The following is a 19,334-nucleotide window of genomic DNA, read 5'->3' on the forward strand; positions in this document are numbered from 1 at the left end:
TGAAGGATGCCACTTCGCCACGCCGCTGACGCGGAATGGCACTCTCCTGGCGCGAGCGGCCACCGCCCGGATGGGGCGCCGGCTCCTAACCGTTTTTGGTGGCCACGCCCGTGATCAGCGGTCGAACGATCGGGGGCATTGCCCGCCACGGCATTTCCTGCACGTCTTCGAGCTCCAGCCCGGACGCCCGGATCAGCTCGAGGGTGGCGCGGTTGCAGTGGCAGCCCTCGGCGAACCGGCGCCACGGCTCGGCGAGACGGTCTTGCCAAGCGGAAAGTCGCGGCGACTGGGAACGTACGTGCTCGAGAAACAGCAGCTGGCCGCGGGGACGCAGCACGCGCTCGATCTCCCGCAACACCGGATCCGGGTCATCGACAGTGCACAGCACGAGTGTGGAGACGACCGTATCCACAGTTCCATCCGCGAACGGCAGTTTTTCGGCCGATGCGTCGAGCACACGTGCGGGATGTCGGCTGCGACCCAGCCTCCGCGCCAACCGTGTCCGCATCGCGGCCTCCGGTTCGGTCAAGATCAGCTCGTCCAGGCCGTCCGGGTAGTACCCCAGGTTGAGGCCGGTACCGCTGCCGAGCTCGACAGTCCGCCCCCTCGCACGGCTGAGCAAATTTCGCCGGCGAGCGCCCATCCCCGCCTTCTCGCCCATCCACAGCAGCGGGTCGTACAGCGTCGCGAAAGCCCGGGCCCACAGGTCCGAGCCCTCCGCCGCTGCCGCCGGGGCGGCGCCACTGCTCACAGACTCGACAGTACGCCGGACGGGCATCATCGCCTATGCCCAGCTCCTCGAGCAGGCGGTGACAGTTACCGATGCGCTTACTCTGCGGGTCGGCGGGGGAATACGTACCGGAAGGTCCGAGTTAACGGGAGTCTCAGCGCAATTCCGTGAGAAGGCGCAATTCCGTGAGAAGGTGGCAGAGATGGCGACTACGGTCCTGGACCGGTCCGGCAATGCGGTCGATACCGTCTCGTCCCATGTGGTGGGGGTGATCGCGGACGCGGCGCGGCGGGCGGGCGCCGAGACGGAGCAGATCGCCCAGTTGCTCGGTCGTGATCCGGCCCTGCCGTTCGACGACACGGCGCGTATTCCGACCGCGACGGCGTCGCGGCTGTGGGAGCTGCTGGACCGGCTGGCGGGACCCGAGGCCGGAGTGCTGGCCGCGGACGTGGCCGAGCTGGGGCGGCTGCACGTGTGGGACTACCTCATCGGCAATGCGCCCACACTCGCCGAGGGCCTGCGCGACGCGGCGCGCTACAACAACACCATCTGCGACCGCCGCGTCGATATGGAGGTGGTGGAGGACGGATCCCTGCTCACCGCACGCTATCTCGATCTGCCGCATCGGGGCGCGGCCGCGGCCGCCAACAAGGAATTCGTCATGGCGGTGATGGTGCGGCGGGCGACGGAGAGTTTCGGCGACGCGGGCCGGCCGGTGCGGGTCGACTTCTCGCACCGGGGTCCCGACGATCGTGCGCACCTGATCCGTGCCCTCGGCACCGGGAACATCCACTTCGGTCAGGACCGGGACGCGCTCACCTTCCTTACCACCGCGGAGACCGGTGGCCGGACGAATGATCCTGTCCTGCAGGGGATTCTGCGATCGCACGCGCAGAAGCTGATCGACTCGATCGGGCCCGAACCGGCCTGGCCGGATGTCTTCCGCGCGGCGCTGCGCGCGGCGCTGCCGGAGTCCGGCGGCGACGGGGTGGGCTTGGAGGAGGTGGCCACCGCCCTCCGGATCAGCGACCGGACCCTGCAGCGCCGCCTGGCCGAGCACGGCACCAGCTGGCGCGCGGAGCTCGAGATCGTGCGGCGGGACACGGCGATCGCCCTGCTGCGCGACCACACGGTGCCGGTGCGGTCGGTGGCGTTGCGCCTCGGGTACCGCGATCACCGGGTGCTGGCCCGGGCTTTCCGCCGCTGGACCGGGCAGTCACCCGCGAGCTTCCGCCGGGATCAGCCGCGGTGACCGCCGCTGCGCAGGCGCACCGCGGCCCACTCAGCTCACGTCGGTCCAGCGCTGCTGGGCGCGGCGCAGCGACCTCGGATCGGAGTAGCCGAGGCGGCGGGCGCGCTCGGCCTGGGTGAGGCCCAGCGGCTGGTCGAGAACCTGTTGCCTGCGGGCCTTTTCGAGCTCGTACCGCCAGGATGTGCCCTCCTCGGCGAGGCGGCGCTGCAGGGTGCGACGGCCGGTCAGCAGCCGGCGGGCCACCGCGTCGATGGTCACCGCGCCGTCGATCAGCATCGACGCCAGCTCTTGCTGCAGCCGGTCGGACCAGGTGGTGATGCGCGGTGGCGCCGTCATCTCGGCCTGCTGCACCAGGATTCGGTTCAGGACCGGGTCGGCGCGCAGCAGCGGCAGCGCCAGATCGGCGTTCCGGAAGGTGACGCGATTGGTGGCCGCCCCGAAATCGATTCGGGGCGTGCCGAACAGCTCGGTGAGCGCGGTCAGCTCCGCCCGGCCCTTGGGCGCCCGCTGCCGCAGTCGCACATCCACCGGCACCACGTGCTGGCCGGTGGCCGTGCGCATTTTCACGACCATCCCGCACAGACCGGTGTGCATGGCCAGTTCGCTGCCGCGGCCCTCACCCCGGGCCAGGCCGGTGTACACCGTCGTCACACCGTCCGGATCCGCGTCGGCGACCGCCCGGAACTCCCGGTTGGTCGAGCACGCGTCCATGAATCGATCGGTGAGCGCGAGTCCCGCACCCAGGGTGGGCGCGGTCAGCAGCAGGTAGTCGATGATGCCGAGCTGTCCGGGCGTGTACTCGAGTGCGGTGCGGACGGCGATGGCGGGATCCTGGGTTTCGTGTTCGACGAGTTCCCACAGCCGCAGGTACCGCTCGCTGGGCACCATGGATTCGGGGGAGGTCAGCAGCCAGCCGGGCAGGTCCGCGGCGAGCGCCAGGCGATGTCGCGTGTCGTCGGACACTCCGATCGTGCTCAGCACATACCCCGGCAGCAGCACGGTGTCCATCACCTGTGCGTCGGGGTCGAGCCCGGCCCCGGTGGGGGCGTGAATACCGGTGGGGTGGATGGTCATTGGGTTCCCGGGAGTGGAGCGTCATCGACGGGCGGTGGCATCGTGTTGCACTCACGGTGCAATGCACGAGGGTCCAAATTAGACTGTGCGGTGCGGTTTTTGAAACAGGACGCACGACGTGGGTGACTTCAGCGTCCGAGGTGACGGCTGTCCGGCCGGTCAGCGGCCGGGCAGCAATGGCGGGGTTGCGGTCCCGAAGGTCCCGTTCAGAAGTAATCGGTGGTCGCTAAGCTGCGGCGATGATCGGCAATACCATCTCGTCGCGGCTGGCGGCCCTGGTCCGGGAGGCGGCGCTGCGGGCGGGAGCGTCGGCGTCGCAACTCTTCAGCGTGCTGGAGCTGGAGGCCGATCAGCTCGGCGACGATCTGGTGCGGGTTCCGACCGGCTCGGCGTGGCGGGTCTGGGAGCTGATCTATGCGGCCGCGGGGCCGACGGGAGGTCTGTGCGCGGCGGCCACGGCGACGCGGGGGAGCCTGTCGGTGTGGGACTACCTGTTCTCCAGCGGGCCGACGCTGGCCGAAAGTCTGCGCAGCGTGGTCGAATTGCGCGCCGTCGTCGCGGATCCGCTCGGTGGCGGCCAGGTGCTGGAGAGCGGCGGGTTGCTCATCGTCCGGGATACCGCGACCGTCGAACCGGGTCCGATCCTGGGGCTGGTCGAGGAGTTCACGCTCGCGGTGATGCTGCAGCGGGCCCGTGAGGCGACCGGGCATCCGCTGGTTCCGGTCCGGGTGGCGTTCCGGCACCGCGCGCCGCGCAATCACCGGCAACTCGTCGAGGCGTTCGGTACCAACCGGATCTGCTTCGAGGCCCCGCACTCCGAGCTGACCTTCCTCGATGCGGCGGCCCTGCCCACCGGGGGCGACCCGAACCTGGGCCGGATCCATCGCGACTACGCGGAACTGCTGCTCGCCAGTGCGCGTCCCGTGCCCAGCCCGATCGGCAGGATCCGGGCGGTGCTGCGCGAGGCGATGGCGTGCGGCGAACTCGAACTCGATCAGGTCGCCGCCCGGCTCGCCGTCAGCCCGCGCACGCTGCAACGTCGTCTGCAGGAGCTGGGCACCAGCTGGCGTGCCGAGGTCGACACGGTCCGCCACGAGCACGCGTCGGATCTGTTGCGCGGCACCGATCTCCCCATGTACGCGATCGCGGCCCGGCTCGGCTACACCGACCCGAGGGCGCTGCGGCGGGCGTTCCGCCGTCAGGCGGGGCAATCGCCGGACGAGTTCCGCCGGTGGGCGGCCACCGGTTCGATATCCGGGTAGCCGGCGTTCTTCAGGCGTGGTCGGTGGTGAGGTGGAGGTAGGCGGTGTCGAGGGGGATGTCGACCGCGAACCAGGCCGCGGGCCGGTCGTCGTCGCGGGGGCACCAGGCGGTCGCGATGCAGAGCCGGGCCACCTCCGTGGTGGCGAGACCGGGTAGCCGCCACTGGATTCCGGCCGGATCCAGGTAGCGCACACCGTATTCGCAGTCGTCGTCATTGCCGTCGGCGGGCAGCTGGTCCGCCCAGTCGGCGGGCATGAGCCGGCCGTCGGCGGCCTGCATGGCCAGCAGTTCGGAATCCGGGCCGCCGATCGACACCGAGAAGCGGTCGTTCTCGGCGGTCACGGCCGCGAGGCATTCACCGGAGTCGGGACCACAGAACGTGTCCGCGGACAGATCGGTCAGTTCGGCCGAGAAGGACAGCGCGGGCACCGCCGAATGCGCCTGCACCTGCCAGATTCCCGCCCACATGGGTACGGCCGCGCCGCCGTCCCAGGCCGGCATCTCGATGCGGCCCAGGAGCAGATCGACCGTGGCGTCCCGGTGCCGCCAGCGGTGCAGGTGCGAGCCGTTCGCCAAGCGCCACACGGCATCCGGACCGGTCGGTACCCGTTCCGAGCCGAGCGCGACAGCGAACACGACGGTGCCGAGCGGCGTATCGATCACGGCGGGATGCCGGTCGACCTGGTGCAGGCGGTCGGTGGGAAGCATGCGCCCCATCATGCACCCCGGCGAATGGACACCCGATCTCCGGTGCGGGCGAACGGCCCGGCGGGGGTGGGTTCCCTTCGGGCCGTTCATGTTTCCGATCCGGCCGGCTCCCGCCGCGCCGGACGGGAACGCCGAATACCCGAGCACCTGTCGCAGATACAGGTTCAGGAAGAACCACATCGGCACCCACGCCGCACCCAGCAGCACCTGCGCGCGATTGGCCGCGCCCAGATCCGGGGCCCGGAAGATGCTCAGCGGCATCAGCGGTTCCTTGCGCCGGGCCTGAATCGCGACGAACGCGCCCAGCAGCACGACGGCCCCGAACACCGCCACCAGCGCGATCGGGATATTGATGTAGAAAACCCAAGGCCACGAGGCGGATTGGGTGATCAGCCCGCCCAGGAACACGCCTGCGGTGCGATGATCGAGGTGTCCATGATGACCATGAACTGGGCGAGGGCGATGAGCCCCAAGGCGATCCGGCGCCGCGACGGCGGCGGCGCGGAGTACCGGGTGGACATAGGCATCACTCCCTGACAGAGATCTCGGGCGGCCGGTCGGCCACTGGCAGTTCCAAACCGTCTTTGATACCCCTATTGGGTATGCAGGAATATTGGTTGCTGTGACCTATCTCATACCCCTTAGGGGTATGAGATATCCAGTACCAGCCCTACTCCTCGCGAGAAGGTGAGTGGTTGCCCCGATCGAAAACAAGGTCTGCCGATGCTGCGGTGTGGCCTGAAAACCCTGTTCAGCGACGGTGTGGCCACCTCATTGAACGATTGCCGTGATGTAGCCTCATCTTCCTGTCTCGCAGTGTAGATGTCGAATCGATTTCGATGTCGAATTTCGGCGCTGTTACGATCTCGAATCGTGTTCGAAAATCTGTCGACACCTCGGGCTTCCACCCGCCCTGCTCCGGTCCAGCGCCGGGGAGTCAAGCGCGTGCAGGCCATTCTCGACGCCGCCGAGGCGTTGCTCGGTGAGCGGGGCTACGAGGCTGCCACCCTCAAGGCGATGGGCGAGCGAACGGGCATTCCGGTGGCCTCGGTGTATCACTACTTCGCTGACCGGCATCAGGTTGAAACCGAGCTGGCGCACCGGTATCTGCGCGAACTCGACGAACGTCTGCGTGTCGCGTTGGGTCGCAGCGAGCCGGGCACCCTGCGCGACGCCTGCGACACGGTCGGCGACCTGTATCTCGCTTACATGCGCGAACATCCGAGCTTCGGCGAGCTGTGGTTCTCGGGGCGTAGCTCGTTGCTCAGCGGACTGGCGCAGACGTTCGACGCGTCGCAGGCGCGGCAGCTGTGGTGTCACCTCACCGAGCGGGCCCTGATTCGTCCCGATACCCCGCCGGTCGTTGTCGAACTCGCCTTCGAGGCCGCCGACAGGCTCTTCGATGTCGCCTTTCGGCGCTCTCCGGAGGGGGATGACGCCACGATCGACGAGGCGAGTCGCCTGGTCGCTGCGTACCTGGGGACATACGCGCCACGGCACTGAGGCAAGGAATGTCCCGGCCCCGTCGGGCGGTCGCCGTCGAGTCGGGCGCCATGCGCAGGTCGGCCGACTGTTGACACCCTCACACCATGGCCCTTAAATTCGAATTCGATTCGATATTGAACTGCATCGCGGAGGCTGCCCGCCGCGTTGCGCGATGTCGCCCTGCACACGACGACACCAAGAGAACGGAGTGGTCTCGTGGCCAACTGTGATGACGTCGTCGACATCAGCGATGCCGGAGTGCTCGTTCCGCCGCAAGGAGAGCCGCGCGGGCATCCTGCTGGACTTCTTCGCGAAGGCAGCGGTCCGGCAGACCTATCCCTGGCGCGGTGGCCTGTCGGCTCGCGTCACCGGCACTCGCGATCCTGTGCCGAATCGGACTTCCCCCAGCGATGACAGAGGAGAGATCACCATGATGTCCGTAGCCGACTCGCGCCGCCGCCCGGAGGCCGCCAAATGACCACTGCGATCATCGAAATAGCGCGCTCGCGCAACCCTTTCGACCAATCGGCGTTGACCAGGGACGCGCGGGGAATCGCGCACTACACCGATGTGCCGGCGACGTTGCCGGACCTGGTGCGCGCGCACGTCGACACGCACCCCGATGTCGAGGCGGTCGTCGAGATCGGCGGTGATCGGCTGACCTACGCCCGGCTGTGGGAACGCGCGTCGCGGGTGGCCGGTGGGCTTCGGGCGCTCGGCGTGCGGCGCGGGGATCGAGTCGCCCTGCGATATCCGGCCGGTGTGAACTGGGTGCTGGCCTTCTGGGGCACGGTGTTCGCGGGCGGCATCGCGGTGCCGGTCAATACGCGCTCGGCTCGTCCGGAGGTGGAGTTCGTGCTCGACGACGCCGATGTGACGGTCGATCTGGCGGCCGATACTCCACTGCCCGACGGCGATCCGTACGTGGCGGAGGGTCTCGGCGCCGGTGATGTGGCAGCGCTCTTCTACACCTCCGGTACGACCGGACACCCGAAAGGTGTTCCGACGACACACGAGGCTTTCATCACCAGCGCCGAGAACATGATTCGCTGTTCCGGCATCTCCCGTGACGCCGGCCCGGAGCTGCGCACCCTCATCTCCGTGCCCCTGTTCCATGTGACGGCCTGCAATTCACAACTGCTGGTCGCCGCGTACGCCGGCGGCACCTCGGTGATCCTGCCCGCACTCGACCTGCCGGCACTGATCGAAGCTATTGCCGCGGAACGCATTTCCTTCCTCGTGACGGTGCCCGCGGTGTACTCCCTGCTGCTCCGTCATCCGAATTTCGCCGACGCGGACGTGTCCCGGGTCCGCATAGTCGGGTACGGTGGCGCGCCGATCGCGCCGTCGCTGGTACAGGCGTTGCAGGCGGCGTTCCCCCGGGCGACCGTGATGAACGGTTACGGCATGACGGAGTCGGCGTCCTTGATCGCGGTGCTACCGGACCAGGACGCGATCGAGCACGCTGATTCGGTCGGCTACGCGGTGCCGTCGGTGGATCTGGGTATCGTGCCGATCGACGGTGAACCGGGCACGGGAGAACTGGTGGTCCGAGGCCCGAATGTCACTGCGGGATACTGGAACCGAGCGGAGGCGACCGCGGAAACGATCGTCGGCGGCTGGCTGCGCACCGGCGATGTCGTCCGGATCGATGATGCCGGACGCGTGCACATCATCGACCGGATCAAGGACATCATCAACCGCGGCGGCGAGAACATCTCGAGTGTGGAGGTCGAGGCGGTACTGCTGTCCGCTCCCGGTGTCGCCGACGCCGCGGTGCTCGCCGTGCCCGACGACGTGATGGGGGAGAAGGTCGGCGCCGTCCTGTTCGGAGACCGGGCGCCGATCGATGTCGCGGCCGTGCTCGCGCATTGCCGAAACCATCTCGCCGACTTCAAGATTCCGCAGTACGCCACGGTTGTCACCGAGGCGCTACCGCGCAATGCCGGGGGCAAACTGCTCAAGAACCATCTGCGCCGGCAGGTGCAGTGGGGTGCTCCGTTGCGCTGAGGAACCACCGGGACCGGTCAGTGGATATTGTGGTTGCGCCGGGCGAGATCGCTACCGGCGCAACCACATAGGGCTGTCAGGATACGGGAGCCGGTGCGTTCTCCATCTGGAAGAACTGGATCGCCGAGGCGATACCCACCGGCACACCCAGCAGGATGATGCCTGCCGCCGCGCCCAGCGCGGTACCGATTGCCGCACCGGCGATACAGCTGCCGACCCAGCCGGGGACGAAGATCGGGGTCATCAGGGCGGCGCCGACGACCGCGCCCAGGATGCAGCCACCGCCGAGTCCGACGATGGTGCCGAGGAGGGTCCCGACGCCGGTGGCCAGGCCGAACTGGGCGGCCGCGCGGCCCAGATCGGCGTCGAACTGGGCATCGACCGGCTTCAGCGGATCCGCGGGAAGGGTGATCATGTCGACCGGGGCGGCCGCGGCCGGGTCGGTGTTCGGGGTCAGGGTGGCGGTATTGCCGTCGATCTTCGCTGCGATCGGGAACCGCAGGCCGCGCATGTCGTAGCTCAGTGGCAGACCGGCGACGACCTTTCCGGTCGAGTCGAGGACCTGGAACTGGCCGCCGTCGGTGGCCAGTGCGCCCAGATCGGTCTTGACCACCACGGAGTCGCCGACGCGGTCGGCGGTCCAGTGGATGCCGGACTGCTGTGCATCGACCGGGCCGGCCGGGGCCGGGATCGGCTGCGCCGGAGCGGCATTGGAGTCGGGTATATTGTTGGTGAGCACGCCGAGCGTGACGACGGCGGCGACGGTGTAGGCGGTGAGCTTCCTCATCGGTGAACCGAACCTTCCAAGAAACGCGAATTGAACAGTGCCGCAGGGTTATCGAGCGGCAACGCTGGGGTCGTCGTTGGTTCTGCTGATTTGTCTGCCGACTAGATGTGGTCGAGCGTTGGAACCTCCGTTCCGCTGAAGTCCCCGCACATGAAGGACTTTCAGCTGCTGCGGCAGCGGCTCGCCGACGAGTGGGCCGGCGAGTGTCAGAGCGTGGTGAGGACCCCGGTCACGGTGCGCTCGGCCGCGCGGACGGCGCGCCCTCGAGGAAACCCTCGAACTCGGGTGCGGCTTCGGTGCCGGCCCAGTGGATCCGGCCTACCGGCTCGATGACCGCGTCGGTGCAGCTGGTCACGACCCCCGGGGCCCGGGTGCTCACGCACCCGGCGATCCGCGGCTCGTCGACCCAGCTCTGCTCGATGATGCGCACCGGCGCTCCTGCCTCAGGGCCGAAGAGGGTGACGAGATCCTTCACGATCGCGGCTCGGCGCGCCTCCGGCTGATCGAGCACCTCGTCGGGCCACGAGTGGCCGACAATGTCGACGTTCCGCGCCTCGTTGTGATCGCCTGCCATGACCTTCTCCGTTCGGCCGCTCATCGAGTTGAAATGGAACCCGAATCGTGTTCGACTTTAAGAAGAAGTGTGATCTATGTCAATGGGGGAGGTGCCGGGATCTGAATGACGGATCGAAGAGTGCGCAGCCGGTCGGATCACGGGTCCGGCGCATCGTCGGCTCGGAAGGTTGTGGCCCTACGAGGGTTGATCGGCGCGCGACTGCGGACCGCGAGGCGTTACCTGGCTCCAGGCCGCCGCGCGGTGCGAAAGGTGTTGGGGGAGGTCAGTTCTCCGGACGCTCGGACTCGGGCGCGTACGACTCCAGATAGAGACCGAGCAGGCGGCGTGCCTCGGCGATGGTGGCGTCGTCGCCGGTGTTCGGTGTCCGGCGGAATGCTATGTCGAACAGGCGATTGCCGACCTCGAAAGCCAGCTGAATCACCAGCGGGGGTGTGTCCTGCCGGAGCAGTTCGCGTTGGACGCCCAGCTGAAGCGTTCGCTCGGCAGTCGATTCGTCGAAGGACTGCACCCGTTCGGCCAGCGCATCGCTACGCCCGGAGAACCACAGCTGAACGCAGCTCGGGTGGGTACGAAAATAGGTGAGCATCGGATCGATCACCGCATCGACGACATCCTGCACCGAGTCCAGCCGGACGTCGCCGTCGAGCGACTTCGAGAGCTGCTGATCCAGTTCGGCAATGTGGCGACCGATGATCTCGGCGTCGACCTGGTGGCGGTCCGAGAAATAGTGATAGACCGACGCGATCGGGATACCGGCCCGCTCGCCGATGGCCTTGAGGGTCGCTGCCTCGTAGCCTTCTTCGGCGAGCAGAGCCTCCGCGGCGTCCAGGATGGCCTGGACGCGTTCGGCGCCGCGGCGCTGCAGGACGGCGTCCGGGCGGGCGGGTGCCTGGTGCTTGTTCGCGCGGATGCGATCGGCCGCCGGCGCGGCTTTCGTGCTCGGCTTCCTGGTCGAAGCCGAACGCTTGGGGGAGCGGGCAGTCTCAGCCATGGATACTGCCCTCAGCCGGAAAGTCGATCACAATTCGACACATTATCAGCGGAGGACCCGGCCGAAGAACTCGAGCTGATCGGCGAGCGCGCGTCGTTGCCACACACCGTCATACACATCGAAGTGATCGACCGGGTATTCCTTGACGACGGCGTGATCGCCGAGTTTCCGCGCCATGCGATGGGCCGCGGCGACCGGGACGACACGGTCGGCCTCGCCGATCTGGACGAGTACCGGGCAGGTCACCTGTTCGGCGTAGATCGTCGGTCGGTTGCGGGCGACCTCGAGTGCATGGCGGGCACCGATCTCGTTGCGCCACGTAGGTCCGGCGAATGACGTATAGGCCTCCTCCGCGCCCGTCACGGTGATCATCGCCGTGCTGCCGGGTTGTCCCACGATGGGCACCATGCGAGGCCGGCCGCCGGTGATCACGGTCGCCGCATCGGCGAGTCCCCGTGCTGCGAGGCGAGCCAGGCGGCCGACCCCGTCCTTGCGTGCGATCGAGGCGAGGCCGGCCAGTCCATCGGCGGCCGGTGTCAGCGAGACCACGGCCGCGATCCGAGGTGACTGTGCGGCGACCGCGATCGCATGGCCCGCCGAATACGAAGTGCCCCACAGGGCGATTCGATCGGGGTCGACGCCGGGCAGGCGGCGCGCGGCATCGATCGCGGCGTGGTAGTCCTGTCGCTGCCGACGGTACGAAATGAGTTGTCGTGGCGTGCCTTCGGAATCGCCGAATCCGCGGTAGTCGAAGACGAACGCGTCCAGCCCGGCTACTGCGAACGACTCGGCGTAGGGCAGCAGGCCGGTGTCCCGGGTTCCGCCGAATCCGTGTGCCAGGACCACGCACGGCCGTCCGGAACGCCGTGCGAAGGCAGTACTCGTGGCGGGGATATGCCAAGCGGCACAGGTGATTCCGTGACTGGTGAATGAGAGTTCTTTGCGTGTCATCGAATTCGTCATCGCTTTCTCATCGGCTCCCGGCTCGGGCGAAGGCAGGCTTGCGCGCGGTGGTGAAATGGAGGGCAGGATCGTCGACGGGACCGCGGCGCAGGCGCTCGACGTCCTTTTCGTAGACATGTTCGAGGGTCCACGGCCCCTCGTCACCGGCCCGGGGGAATGCGCCGATTCCGCGGTTGACGTAGCCCGCCTGGAGATCCAGGATCGGGAACCGCTCCATACCCGGATTGTCCAGGACCGGGACGACGGTGTCGTAGCCGAAAGCCTTCATGTGGTCCAGCAATCGGCAGAAGTGCTCGGCAACCAGCTCGACTTTGAGGGTCCAGGAGAGATTGCTGTAGCCGACCGCGTACGCGAGGTTGGGAATCCCCGAGAGCATCATCGCCTTGAAGGCGACCAGGTCCGGGAGATGGGCCTGCTGCCCGTCGACGCTGAGGGTGATCTTGCCGAACGGGAGCATATTGAGTCCGGTGGCCGTGACGACCACGTCCGCGGCCAGCTCCTGGCCCGACCGGAGCAGGATGCCGTTCTCGGTGAACCTGTCGATGTGGTCGGTCACCACCGACGCTTTCCCCGAGGAGATGGCCTTGAACAGATCGCCGTTCGGCACCATGCACAGGCGCTGTTCCCACGGGTTGTAGCGGGGTGTGAAGTGCGTGTCGACGTCGAAGTGCTCGGGCAGCTGAGCTCGAACCTGTGCGATGAGCAACTTGCGCATCAGCCCCGGCGCCAGCTTGCTCGCTTCGAAGAGTCCCCGGCCGAGCGCGATGTTCTTGCGCCGGCTGATCCGGTGTGCCCGCTCCGGTCCGACGACCTTGTTCAGGAGGTGGGTGGTGACGTCCACGCCGGGGGCCGAGAGCACGTAGCTCGGCGAGCGTTGGAGCATGGTGACGTGCTTGGCCAGGGGCGTCATCGACGGGATCAGGGTGACAGCCGTGGCGCCGCTGCCGATCACCACTACGCGCTTGTCGGCGTAGACGAGGTCGTCGGGCCAGAACTGCGGATGGACGACCCGTCCGGTGAACTCGCCGATGCCCTCGAAGTCGGGGACGAAGGCGGACTCGTAGTCGTAGTAGCCGGTGCTGAGGAACAGAAAGCGCGAGGTGAAGGTCGCGGGACGCCGGCTGCCGGTCCGGTGGACCGTTACCGTCCACAGCCCTGAGCCGGTGTCGAAGTCGGCGGCAACCACCTTGTGGCCGAAGCGAATTCGCTCGCGGATCCCACATTCTTCGGCCGTCTTGCGCAGGTATTCGAGGATGTACGGCCCTTCGGCGATCGACAGGGGGCTGGTCCACGGCTTGAAGCTGTAGCCGAAGGTGGGCATGTCCGAGTCGGATCTGATTCCCGGGTAGCGGAACAGGCTCCAGGTGCCGCCGATCTCCTCGCGCGCCTCCAGGATCGTGAAGGACGTCCCTGGACGTTCGCACTTCAGATGGTGGGCGATGCCGATTCCGGAGATCCCGGCGCCGATGACCAAGACGTCGACGTGCCTCGAGCGGTGTTCCGTGGAGCGCCCATTGCGCTTGATGATCATGCTTGTCAAATCTCCTGGGGCTGGGATACACGGGGTACGTGCGGTGTGCCGAGGCAGCTTCGATACCTTGAAATCGAACTCAATTCGAATTTGAGTATGAAGTCGGCCGGCGGGTCCGTCAATGCCTTCCGTCGAGCCCATTGACACCCGGGGGATCGTGACCTAGCTTACTTCGAAATCGAATCATATTCGAGTTTGTTGAGACAGCCGGCGTTCCTTGGAGAAGACGATGGCCCACAATCACCAGGCGTTCGATATCGCCGGCCTGATGGCACCACGACCACCGAGCGCGGCATCGAAGCGTCTCTCGCTCATCGGCGTCGCGGCGCTCCTGGCGACCGTCACCAACGCGGTCACGTTCATGCTGCCGCCGCTGCTGCCGTTGATGCAGGCGAAGTTCGCACTCGGCCTGTCGGATGAGACCTGGATCTTCACGGCCTTGACGCTGGGTGGCGGCGCCGGGTTCGTCCTGCTTCCACGGCTCGCCGACGTCCTCAGCGACCGCACCACCGCACTGCTGTCGGGCAGCGTCCTGACGCTGGGGGCGCTGATCCCGGCCATCGGAAACTCGTACCCCACAATCATTCTCGGCTGTGCCCTACTGGGATTCGGCAGCTCGGCGCAGCTGTTGCCGATCGGATTCCTGCGCCGGCACCTTCCCGGAAGCAAGGTCTCGACCGCCGTCAGCGTCCTGATCATGGCGACCGGCACGGGTGTCGTCGCCGGCATGATCGGCGGCGGGCTGACGGTCCGCAGCCTGTCGATCGCGAGCTTCTTCTGGATCCTGGTGCTGGTCTCCGCGGCGACGACGGTGGCCCTGATGGTCATCGTCCCGTCCGCGAAGCCGGAATCGGCCGGCAAGATCGGCGTTTTCGGCACTGTCTGGATGCTCGGTTGGCTCACTGCCGTGCTCCTCACCTTCACCCAGGGGCTGGTGTGGGGCGATGTCGTGCTGGTTCCGCTGGTGGCCGGGATCGTCGGGGGCATCACCTGGATGCGCGCGCAACGGCGTTCGGCAACAGCGGTTTTCGATCTGAAGTTGCTCAAGATGCCGTTCGTCGGGGTCGCGTTGCTGTCCGCGGGTCTGTTCGGCGCCGTGGACGCCGGGTTCCTCCTGCTGGTCAGTTATTACACGCAGACACCGAGGGGCGCCGGTTACGGGCTCGGCGTCGATGCCCTGGGCACCGGCCTGCTGATGCTGCCCTTCGCCCTGACGATGTTCATCAGCGGCAAGGTCGCGGAGAAACGCGTCGCCAAGGGGCGTCCGGGCGAGGTGCTCGTCCTCGGCGCGTCGATCTCGGCTTTCGGGCTGGCATTTCTGGTCGTCGCCCATCGACAGTGGTGGGAGTACCTCGTCGGCGCCGCCCTCATCGGACTCGGCAGTCGCGCCGGATACAGCGGCGCCTTCGTGGTGCCGCAGCTGCTCGTGCCGGAACGCAAGGCCGGGATGGCCGCGGGCATGGCGGGCACCACGATGGCGATCGGCATCGCCTTCGGCTCCGCGTTGATCACCGGCGTGCTCAGCGCCGACACCGATCCGGTCACCCACCTGCCGACGGCATCTCTCTACACGGTGGGCTACCTGGTCACGCTGGCGTGTGCGCTGCTCATCCTGGTCGCCACGCTCGTCTCTCAACTACGCCATCACGGCGAGTTCAAGGCCCTGCTCCGGCAGTCGGGAGTGCTCGCATGAGCGACCCGGTTCTCAACACCATCACTGGCGCTGACCGGTGCGGCGTGGCACCCGCGGCGACAGCCATCCGAATTCGACACAGAGGATAATTTTGCAGACTCACAGCAGAACCGGCGCTGACACCAGCCGATTCGATCTCACCGGCCGGACCGCGATCGTCACCGGCGCCTCCCGCGGCATCGGTCTGGCCGCGGCGCAAGCGATTGCGGCAGCGGGCGGCAACGTGGTCGTGACGTCGCGCGGGCAGGAATCCGCGGATGCCGCAGCGGCCGAAATCGGTGGCAATGCAATCGGTTTCGCCGCGCACGCGGCCGACGAGGACGAGGCCCGGTGCTGCATCGACGTGGCGTTGGAACGGTTCGGCAGTGTCGACATCCTGGTCAACAATGCGGCGACGAATCCGGCCTATGGGCCGGTCTGCGACCAGGACTACGCCCGCTTCGCCAAAACCTTCGAAGTGAACCTGTGGGCGCCGATCCTGTGGACCTCGCTGGCGACCCGCGCGTGGATGGGGGAGCACGGGGGCGTCGTGGTCAATACGGCATCGATCGGCGGGATGGGTTTCGAGGCGAACCTCGGTGTGTACAACGCATCCAAGGCCGCACTGATCCATCTCACCAAGCAATTGGCGCTCGAGTTGTCGCCGCGGGTGCGAGTGAATGCCGTTGCGCCAGGCGTGGTGCGGACGAAATTGGCCGAAGCGCTGTGGAAAGAGAAAGAGGACCAATTGAATTCGGCCACCGCGTTGTCGCGGATCGGTGAGCCCGAAGACATCGGCTCCGTCATCGCGTTCCTGGTTTCGGACGCGGCGAGCTGGGTGACAGGGGAGACCTTCGTCATCGATGGCGGGCAGCGGCTGGGTGACGCCGGGCTCTTCCGGACGGCGGGTGCGATCGATGTCTGACAACCGAGAGCTTCCCGACCTGGACGTCCAGGCGCCCCCGGGCCTCGACCTCGAGCGACTCGGCACCTGGTTCTCCACCCAGATCCCCTGTGCGGGAAGCCGATTGCAGGCATCCCTGATCGCCGGGGGCAAGTCCAATCTGACCTACGCGGTCACCGACGGCGCGTCGAGCTGGATCGTTCGCCGGCCACCGCTCGGCCACGTGCTGGCCACCGCGCACGATATGGCCCGCGAATACCGCGTGATGTGGGCGCTGCAGCAGACCACGGTGCCGGTGCCGATGGTGTACGCGCTGTGCCAGGACGACGCCGTGATCGGCGCGCCCTTCTATGTGATGGAGCGCTGCGCCGGTGTGCCCTACCGCCGGGCCGCGGAGCTGGAGTCGCTCGGCGTCGAACGCACTCGCGTCATCTCGACGCATCTGGTGGACACCCTGGCCGCACTCCACCGGGTGGACCCGTCGGAGGTCGGCCTCGCCGAATTCGGCAAGCCGGAGGGCTATCTCGCACGCCAGGTGCATCTCTGGAAGAAACAGCTCGACGCCTCGTACAACCGGGATCTTCCCGCGGCCGATGCCCTCTACGAGCGCTTGGCCGCCGACGTGCCGGAGGAGTCGGCCACCGGCATCGTGCACGGTGACTACCGGCTCGACAACCTGCTCGTCGACTCCGGCGACCGGGTCACCGCGGTGCTCGACTGGGAGATGGCGACGCTCGGCGACCCGCTGACCGACCTGGCGCTGATGCTCACCTATCACCGGCTCGGCAAATTGCTCGGTGGTGAGGTGGTCGCCGATGCGGCTTCGGCTCCGGGCTTCCTCGATGAGCAGGAGATCATCGAGCGCTACGCCCGGGCCAGCAGCCGTGACCTGTCGCGGTTCGGGTTCTATCTCGGTCTCGCTTCGTTCAAGCTGGCCGCGATCCTCGAGGGCATTCACTTCCGGTATCTCAACGGCCAGACGGTCGGTGCGGGATTCGACGAACTCGGCGCGGCGATCCACCCGTTGCTCGACGCCGGTCTCGACGCGCTGCACGAGGTCCGTTGATGCACTTCGCATATGACCCCCTCACCGCGGAGCTGCGGGAGACGATGCTCGAGTTCATGAACGACCACGTCTACCCGGCGGAGAAGGTCTTCGCGGAACAACTGGCCCAGCTCGACGACAGGTGGGCCTGGGACTCGGTGCCGATCATCGGGGAGCTGCGGGCCGAGGCCCGCTGGCGCGGGCTGTGGAACCTCTTCCTGCCCGGCGAAGAGGGCGCGGGACTCACCAATCTGCAGTACGCCGCCATCGCGGAGATCTCCGGCCACAGCCACTTGGCTCCGGCGGCGATGAACTGCGCCGCCCCCGACACCGGGAACATGGAGGTGCTCTCACTCTTCGGCAGCGGACAACAGCGGGAGAAGTGGCTCGACCCGCTGCTCGACGGCGAGATCCGTTCCGCCTTCGCGATGACCGAACCGGACGTGGCCTCCTCCGATGCCACCAATATCGGGACCCGGATCGAACGCGACGGCAACGAGTACGTCATCAATGGCCGCAAGTGGTGGATCACCGGCGCGATGAACCCGAACGCCAAGATCTTCGTCGTGATGGGCAAGACCGACCCGTCCGCGCAGCGACACCGCCAGCAGTCGATGATCCTGGTCGAGCGGGATACCCCGGGCTTCGAGATCCATCGGGCCATGCATGTCCTGGGCTACGACGACCATGACCACGGTGGCCACGCGGAACTCTCGTTCACCGATGTGCGGGTCCCGGTCGAGAACCTCATCGCCGACGAGGGCGACGGGTTCGCCATCGCGCAGGCCCGGCTCGGCCCCGGCCGGATCCACCACTGCATGCGGTCCATCGGCGTCGCCGAGCGGGCGCTCGCGTTGCTGTGCGCGCGGGCGGACGAGCGGGTCGCATTCGGAAAACCGCTGTCCGAGCAAGGCGTGGTGCGGGATTGGATCGCCGAGTCCAGGGTCCGTATCGAGCAACTTCGGCTCCTGGTGCTGAAGACCGCATGGTTGATGGACACGGTCGGAAACAAGGGCGCGCACACCGAGATCCAAGCGATCAAGATCGCCACCCCGGCCACGGTGCAGTGGATCCTGGACAAGGCCATCCAGGTATTCGGCGCCGGCGGCCTGTCCCAGGACTTCCCGCTGGCCGCCGCCTACGCGAGCATCCGCTCCCTGCGGTTCGCCGACGGACCGGACGAGGTGCACAAGAGCACGCTCGCACGCACCGAGCTCCGCAACCAGAGGGCGGCACGATGACAGCCGGCCATCGGGTGTGCAGCGCGCAGCACATCGCCCAGATGTCGCAAACCGCCGGTACGTAGGGTCGGTGGTCTTCGCTGCGGGATGTCAGGATTTGCGGGGCGACCAGGCCTGATTCGTATGCGAGGACCCCAGTTGGGCGCGTTCGCGGGGTCAAGGAAGTTCAATCCTCGCCGAGGGCTTCGCGGGCGAGCCCGCGCCAGGCGCCGGTCCGCGGTCAACACGGCGCGTCCGGCGTCGGTGAGCAGACGGTGAGGGTTTGGTGAGCGCGGTCGGCGAACGTCTGTGTCAAGGAAACAAACCCGAGCACAGGAGTTCCAATGTCTCAGATCGGCAAGTTCGCCCTCGTTACCGGCGCTTCTCGCGGAATCGGCCGCGCCATTGCCCTGCGGTTGGCGGCGAACGGCGCGGTGGTCGCGGTGCACTACGGACACGATGACGAAGCGGCGGCGAAGACCGTGGCGGACATCGGAGCGGCGGGCGGGCGGGCGTTCGCCATCCGCGCCGACCTGAGCACGCCGGCCGGAATCGACACGCTGTTCGGCGATCTGACGAAGAGCCTGCCGGACGGACGGCTGGACATTCTGGTGAACAATGCGGGCGGCGGCGGTGGCAACGGCTCGATCGAGCAGCTGACCCCGGCGGCGGTGGACAGTCTCTTCGCGGTGAATGTGTCTGCACCGCTGTTCATTTCGCAACAGGCGATACCGCTGCTGCGCGATGGCGGTCGCATTGTCAATATCTCCTCCTGCGCACCGCGGGTGGCGGCCCCGTCGCAGGTGGCTTACGCGATGAGCAAGGGGGCGATCGATGTGCTCACCAAAACCCTTGCGGTACAGCTCGGCCCGCGCGGTATCACCGTGAACGCGGTGGCCGCCGGTGCGACCGAGACCGAGGGGATGGCCGCCTTTTTCGATGGCAATCCGCAGGTGCGGGCCGGCATCAGTGCCATGACCGCGCTGGGCCGGGTGGGGCAGCCTGCCGATATCGCCGATGTGGTGGCCTTTCTCGCCTCCGAGGACGCCCGCTGGATCACCGCCAATGTGGTTGATGTGAGCGGCGGCACCGCCATCAGCCCGGCCATCGGCGCACAGTAGC

Annotated in this window: 18 protein-coding genes and 1 pseudogene; 10 read left to right on the top strand and 9 right to left on the bottom strand. The window is 67.4% G+C overall.

Features of this window, described 5'->3' with window-relative positions:
• Positions 1-85 precede the first annotated feature (85 nt).
• The gene (locus ACWEKS_RS25450; protein ID WP_452342395.1) at positions 86-751 is read right to left on the bottom strand and encodes a class I SAM-dependent methyltransferase; all 666 of its coding nucleotides are present in this window, start codon (positions 749-751) and stop codon (positions 86-88) included.
• 181 nt (positions 752-932) lie between these two features.
• On the opposite strand from ACWEKS_RS25450, the gene ACWEKS_RS25455 reads away from it, so the two are divergent.
• Positions 933-1,982 (top strand): AraC family transcriptional regulator ligand-binding domain-containing protein, encoded by a 1,050-nt coding sequence (locus ACWEKS_RS25455; protein WP_452342396.1) that lies wholly within the window; start codon positions 933-935, stop codon positions 1,980-1,982.
• A gap of 30 nt (positions 1,983-2,012) precedes the next feature.
• Here ACWEKS_RS25455 and ACWEKS_RS25460 read toward each other — a convergent pair whose 3' ends face one another.
• Positions 2,013-3,056 carry an AraC family transcriptional regulator ligand-binding domain-containing protein gene (locus ACWEKS_RS25460; RefSeq protein WP_452342397.1) on the bottom strand — a complete coding sequence of 348 codons (1,044 nt, stop codon included), beginning with the start codon at positions 3,054-3,056 and terminating at the stop codon, positions 2,013-2,015.
• Positions 3,057-3,295: 239 nt separating this feature from the next.
• On the opposite strand from ACWEKS_RS25460, the gene ACWEKS_RS25465 reads away from it, so the two are divergent.
• Complete coding sequence (locus ACWEKS_RS25465; RefSeq protein ID WP_452342398.1) at positions 3,296-4,318, top strand: helix-turn-helix domain-containing protein; 1,023 nt, start codon at positions 3,296-3,298, stop codon at positions 4,316-4,318.
• Between the two features lie 820 nt (positions 4,319-5,138).
• Here the strand turns inward: ACWEKS_RS25465 and ACWEKS_RS25470 are convergent.
• Both ACWEKS_RS25470 and ACWEKS_RS25475 read right to left on the bottom strand, forming a co-directional pair.
• Positions 5,139-5,444 (bottom strand): annotated as a pseudogene (locus ACWEKS_RS25470) (MFS transporter); the annotation flags it as partial.
• Entirely contained in the window at positions 5,417-5,548 is a 132-nt protein-coding gene (locus ACWEKS_RS25475) for a hypothetical protein (protein WP_452342399.1), read from the bottom strand. The gene ACWEKS_RS25475 and the pseudogene ACWEKS_RS25470, both read right to left, overlap by 28 nt.
• Positions 5,549-5,900: 352 nt before the next feature.
• Between ACWEKS_RS25475 and ACWEKS_RS25480 the strand changes: the two genes are divergently transcribed.
• The 3 genes from ACWEKS_RS25480 (at position 5,901) to ACWEKS_RS25490 (ending at position 8,522) form a co-directional block, all read left to right on the top strand.
• On the top strand, positions 5,901-6,530 hold the full coding sequence (locus tag ACWEKS_RS25480) for a TetR/AcrR family transcriptional regulator (RefSeq protein WP_452342400.1): 630 nt from the start codon (positions 5,901-5,903) through the stop codon (positions 6,528-6,530).
• A gap of 211 nt (positions 6,531-6,741) precedes the next feature.
• On the top strand, positions 6,742-6,990 hold the full coding sequence (locus tag ACWEKS_RS25485) for a hypothetical protein (protein WP_452342401.1): 249 nt from the start codon (positions 6,742-6,744) through the stop codon (positions 6,988-6,990).
• Complete coding sequence (locus tag ACWEKS_RS25490) at positions 6,987-8,522, top strand: class I adenylate-forming enzyme family protein (protein ID WP_452342402.1); 1,536 nt, start codon at positions 6,987-6,989, stop codon at positions 8,520-8,522. The genes ACWEKS_RS25485 and ACWEKS_RS25490 overlap by 4 nt, the downstream gene beginning before the upstream one ends.
• A gap of 76 nt (positions 8,523-8,598) precedes the next feature.
• On the opposite strand, the gene ACWEKS_RS25495 is transcribed toward ACWEKS_RS25490, so the two are convergent.
• The 5 genes from ACWEKS_RS25495 to ACWEKS_RS25515 form a co-directional block, all read right to left on the bottom strand.
• Positions 8,599-9,309, bottom strand: coding sequence for a hypothetical protein (locus ACWEKS_RS25495; RefSeq protein ID WP_452342403.1), 711 nt, complete (start codon positions 9,307-9,309; stop codon positions 8,599-8,601).
• Positions 9,310-9,538: 229 nt separating this feature from the next.
• Positions 9,539-9,883, bottom strand: a complete 345-nt coding sequence (locus tag ACWEKS_RS25500; protein WP_452342404.1) for an FAD-dependent oxidoreductase — start codon at positions 9,881-9,883, stop codon at positions 9,539-9,541.
• A 265-nt stretch (positions 9,884-10,148) separates the two neighbouring features.
• Positions 10,149-10,877, bottom strand: coding sequence for a TetR/AcrR family transcriptional regulator (locus ACWEKS_RS25505; protein WP_452342405.1), 729 nt, complete (start codon positions 10,875-10,877; stop codon positions 10,149-10,151).
• A 45-nt stretch (positions 10,878-10,922) separates the two neighbouring features.
• Positions 10,923-11,828, bottom strand: a complete 906-nt coding sequence (locus ACWEKS_RS25510; protein ID WP_452342406.1) for an alpha/beta hydrolase — start codon at positions 11,826-11,828, stop codon at positions 10,923-10,925.
• 19 nt (positions 11,829-11,847) lie between these two features.
• Positions 11,848-13,371: a flavin-containing monooxygenase gene (locus ACWEKS_RS25515; RefSeq protein WP_452342407.1), complete on the bottom strand. Its 1,524-nt coding sequence runs from the start codon at positions 13,369-13,371 to the stop codon at positions 11,848-11,850.
• A 229-nt stretch (positions 13,372-13,600) separates the two neighbouring features.
• Here ACWEKS_RS25515 and ACWEKS_RS25520 point away from each other — a divergent pair, with 229 nt between their 5' ends.
• The 5 genes from ACWEKS_RS25520 to ACWEKS_RS25540 all read left to right on the top strand — a co-directional run bounded on the left by ACWEKS_RS25520 (position 13,601) and on the right by ACWEKS_RS25540 (position 19,333).
• On the top strand, positions 13,601-15,064 hold the full coding sequence (locus ACWEKS_RS25520) for an MFS transporter (RefSeq protein ID WP_452342408.1): 1,464 nt from the start codon (positions 13,601-13,603) through the stop codon (positions 15,062-15,064).
• A 91-nt stretch (positions 15,065-15,155) separates the two neighbouring features.
• Positions 15,156-15,968 (top strand): SDR family oxidoreductase, encoded by an 813-nt coding sequence (locus tag ACWEKS_RS25525; protein ID WP_452342409.1) that lies wholly within the window; start codon positions 15,156-15,158, stop codon positions 15,966-15,968.
• Positions 15,961-17,013, top strand: a complete 1,053-nt coding sequence (locus ACWEKS_RS25530) for a phosphotransferase family protein (RefSeq protein WP_452342410.1) — start codon at positions 15,961-15,963, stop codon at positions 17,011-17,013. Before ACWEKS_RS25525 ends, ACWEKS_RS25530 begins: the two co-directional genes overlap by 8 nt.
• A complete protein-coding gene (locus ACWEKS_RS25535; protein WP_452342411.1) occupies positions 17,013-18,233 on the top strand; it encodes an acyl-CoA dehydrogenase family protein in 1,221 nt (406 codons plus the stop codon). Before ACWEKS_RS25530 ends, ACWEKS_RS25535 begins: the two co-directional genes overlap by 1 nt.
• Before the next feature lie 323 nt (positions 18,234-18,556).
• A complete protein-coding gene (locus tag ACWEKS_RS25540) occupies positions 18,557-19,333 on the top strand; it encodes an SDR family NAD(P)-dependent oxidoreductase (protein WP_452342412.1) in 777 nt (258 codons plus the stop codon).
• Position 19,334 lies beyond the last annotated feature (1 nt).

It is taken from the genome of Nocardia sp. NPDC004711, from assembly GCF_053601595.1.